The organism is Niallia sp., assembly GCF_031978665.1.
Taxonomy (GTDB): Bacteria; Bacillota; Bacilli; order Bacillales; family Cytobacillaceae; genus Niallia.
Genome location: NZ_DALZDK010000008.1, coordinates 65,189 through 69,052, shown reverse-complemented (window position 1 = coordinate 69,052; position 3,864 = coordinate 65,189). Strand labels below are relative to the sequence as shown.

Annotated in this window: 3 protein-coding genes; all 3 read right to left on the bottom strand. The window is 37.4% G+C overall.

The annotated features are described in order from the left end of the window. Nucleotides 1–199: 199 nt before the first annotated feature. The gene (locus RTL21_RS06240) at nt 200–2,080 is read right to left on the bottom strand and encodes a PTS fructose transporter subunit IIABC (RefSeq protein ID WP_312094432.1); all 1,881 of its coding nucleotides are present in this window, start codon (nt 2,078–2,080) and stop codon (nt 200–202) included. Nucleotides 2,081–2,142: 62 nt separating this feature from the next. Continuing rightward, nucleotides 2,143–3,051: a 1-phosphofructokinase gene (gene pfkB / locus RTL21_RS06235; protein WP_312094430.1), complete on the bottom strand. Its 909-nt coding sequence runs from the start codon at nt 3,049–3,051 to the stop codon at nt 2,143–2,145. Then, entirely contained in the window at nt 3,048–3,800 is a 753-nt protein-coding gene (locus RTL21_RS06230; RefSeq protein ID WP_312094541.1) for a DeoR/GlpR family DNA-binding transcription regulator, read from the bottom strand. Before RTL21_RS06230 ends, pfkB begins: the two co-directional genes overlap by 4 nt. Nucleotides 3,801–3,864 lie beyond the last annotated feature (64 nt).

Sequence of the window (3,864 nt, the reverse complement as noted above, 5' to 3'; positions counted from 1 at the left end):
ATTGGATGAAACAAAGCCAAATGAAAATAGTTGATTAGTGAAGAATTAACCAATGAAGAAACAGATTCCACTGTGCTTCATTGGTTTTATTATGATAGCAACAAACTTTATGAAATCACCCTAAAAAAAAGAGACTTTAAACATCACTGTATTCAGTAATGTTTAAAGTCCTCAATTACTTAATCATGTACAACTTTATTTATTTTGATTGAACAGGTTTCTTTAATAATCCTAATAATAAGGCAGCTACAACTGCACCGATAACGATTGCTAGTAGATATAACAGAGGATTTCCATCCACTAATCCAACTACAAAGATACCGCCATGTGGAGCTCTTAAACCAATATTAAAGAACATGGATAGTCCACCTGTCACTGCTGCACCTATTGCTACAGACGGTATAACGCGCAATGGATCTGCCGCTGCAAATGGAATGGCACCTTCTGTTATGAACGAAAGGCCCATAATAAAGTTTGTTAAACCTGCATCTTTCTCTTGCTTTGTAAATTTCTTTTTAAATAAAACGGTTGCTAATGCAATTGCAAGTGGCGGAACCATCCCACCAGCCATAATTGCTGCCATTGGTTCAAAAACACCATTAGCAATAAGACCTGTACCAAAAACATAGGCTGATTTATTGATTGGTCCACCCATATCAAAGGCCATCATTGCACCTAAAATAATACCAAGGATTACTGCATTTCCAGTACCAAGATCTGATAACCAGTTAGTCATGCCTGTATTGATTGCTGCAACTGGCTCCATTATAACGTAATTCATGATTAGACCGGTAAAGAATATTCCTAATAATGGATAGAGCAGAATTGTTTTAATTCCTTCTAAGGATCTTGGGAGAACTTCTAACACTTTCTTTAGTCCAATCACTAAATAACCAGCTAAGAAACCTCCGATTAAGCCTCCAAGAAATCCTGCTCCACCTTGAGCTGCCATAAATCCAGCAACCATCCCTGGAGCAAAACCTGGGCGATCAGCAATACTCATTGCGATAAATCCAGCAAGAACTGGTACTAAAAGTGCAAATGCATTATCGCCACCAATATACTTAATAACGGCTGCAAACGCATTATAGCTTGGATCATTGGGATCAGCTGAGTTATATCCGAACATAAAGGATATCGCTATTAAAATCCCGCCACCAACAACAAATGGCAACATATTTGAAACACCGTTCATTAAGTGTTTATAGATTTGGCTTCCAATTCCTTTTTTCCCTGCCTCTTTGCCATCACTAGAACTAGAACCAGATCCACCATGGTAAACAGGAGCTTGCTGTTTTAACGCACGGTTAATTAATTCTTCTGGCTTACGGATACCATCTGCAACAGGTGTTTCCAATACATGTTTGCCATTGAAACGTTCCATTTGAACCTTCGTATCAGCTGCAACAATAACTGCTGTCGCATTTTCGATTTCTTCTGCTGTAAGCACATTTTTTGCTCCGCCAGAGCCATTCGTTTCAACCTTAATGTCTACACCCATTTCAGCAGCTTTCGCTTTTAATGAATCAGCTGCCATATAAGTATGGGCAATGCCAGTTGGACAAGCCGTTACCGCTACAATGAAATTTTTCTTATCCGCAATATTTTCTTCAACCGCTTCTTCCTCTACATCATAGCTGTCAATAATAGAAATAACATCTTGTGTAGAAGTAGCATTTAAAAGCTTAGAACGCACTTCTTCTTTTAATAATAATGTAGAAAGTCTTGATAAAGCCTCAAGATGTGTATTATTCGCTCCATCTGGTGCCGCAATCATAAAGAACAAATTTGCCGGCTGTCCATCTAGTGATTCATAATCAACCCCACTAGTAGAACGACCGAAAGCAATTGCAGGTGTTTTTACCGCGCTTGTTTTTGCATGGGGAATGGCAATTCCTTCGCCAATCCCTGTTGTACTTTGCTCTTCTCTCTTTAAAATTGCCTGTTTATACGTTTCTCTATCTGTTAATTTTCCCGCCGAATAAAGAATATCAACCAGCTGATTAATGGCATCAAGCTTTCCATTTCCTTCAATATTCAATAGGATGGTCTCTTGCGTTAATAATTCAGTAATTTTCATCCTATAACGCTCCCTTTTTCATTTATTTTTCATTTCATTTTTTCATTAAAAATAAATTCCGTTTATGCTTGAATTTGGACTTGAGGAAGAAGATTTTCTACCTTTTCCTTTGTGCATAATCCAATCGAAAAAGCTGTCGCACTTCCTGAAGCAATACTGTAGCGGAAGGATTCTTTCATATCTTGCGTCTCCTCATATTTAGCAAGAAATCCTGCTACCATGCTATCCCCAGCACCAACTGAGCTTTTTACTTCCCCTTTTGGTACCGTACTAATTAATTCTTCGTGCTGGCTAACTAATATGGCTCCTTCACCAGCCAAAGAAACAATTACATTTTGTGCTCCCATTTCCAATAGTTTTTTCCCATATGGAATCGCTTCTTGTGCATTTGTAATAGTTGTCCCAAACAACTCACCAAGCTCATGATGATTAGGCTTTATTAAAAATGGATGATACGGCAAGACTGCTTTAAGTAAATCACCTTCTGCATCGACAACAAAAGAAACATTGTTTTCATGACAAATTTTCACAAGCTCTTCATATGTCGTTTTAGGCAAGGTAGATGGCACACTTCCTGCTAGCACTAGTAAATCATCGGAAGTTAATGAAGCAATCTTATCCTTTAGCTCTTGGAATTTTGCAGCAGAGATATTTGGCCCACTTGCATTTAGTTCTGTTTCTATATCCGCTTTTAATTTCACATTGATACGTGTATCTTCTTCCACTTGAACGAAATCCGTGTCGATTTTTTCTGCAAGTAATTGACTTTCAATGAAGCTTCCCGTAAAACCACCAACAAAGCCTAACGCTTTGCTTTGCACACCCATTCTTTTCAATACTTTGGAAACATTTATTCCTTTTCCACCAGCAAATTTACTTGTTTTTTCTAATCGATTTAGCTCTCCTAAATACACTTCAGGTACTTCGATAATATAATCGACAGATGGATTTAATGTAAGTGTATAAATCATTCTTTCACAACCTTTATACTAGTTTTCCTTGAATATAAATCGTTTACTTCCTCATCAAGGGAGTTTGTAATAATAGAAGCTTCATGCAAATCAGCTATTTTCGAGAAATACACTTCAGAAAACTTGCTGTCATCTGCTACAAAGAAAGCTTCTCTTGACAATGCCAGCGCCTTGCTTTTTACCATCGCTTCTTCTTGGTCAGGTGTAGTATACCCATATTCAGGATGAATACCATTAACACCCATGAAACATTTATCGAAACGGTAGTTATCAAGACTCAATATAGCGCCACGTCCTACTAATGCATTGGTTTTCTCTTTAACATAACCCCCTGTTATAAAGGTTTGAATACGAGCTTCTAGCAAGCTAGACAAATGCATAAGACCGTTGGTTACAACTACAATATCTCGATTTTTTAAAAATGGTAGCATTTCTGTAATTGTCGACCCTGCATCCAAATAAATACTATCTCCATCCTCTACTAGATTTGCTGCAAATCCTGCAATCATTTTCTTCTCTTGGAGGTTTTTGAACGCTTTTTCACTCATACTTGGCTCATTTATTTTTCCTTGGAGCCTCGCTGCGCCACCATGGACTCTCTTCAAAAAGCCTTCTTGCTCTAATTGAGTTAAATCACGTCTTATCGTTGATTCTGATGTATTTGTAATATCTATTAACTCTTGTATCTTCACAACACTTTGCAGTTTAAGTAATTGTAAAATAAGTTCATGCCTTTCAGGTGTTAACAAAATTATCACACTCCCTTTTCGGGTATGTCTTCCAACTAACAATATCATAATGTAAACGATTTCG

Coding starts and splice junctions, on each gene's coding strand:
- RTL21_RS06240 (WP_312094432.1), bottom strand. CDS start 2,080: ATGAAAATTACTGAATTATTAACGCAAGAGACCATCCTATTGAATATT.
- pfkB (WP_312094430.1), bottom strand. CDS start 3,051: ATGATTTATACACTTACATTAAATCCATCTGTCGATTATATTATCGAA.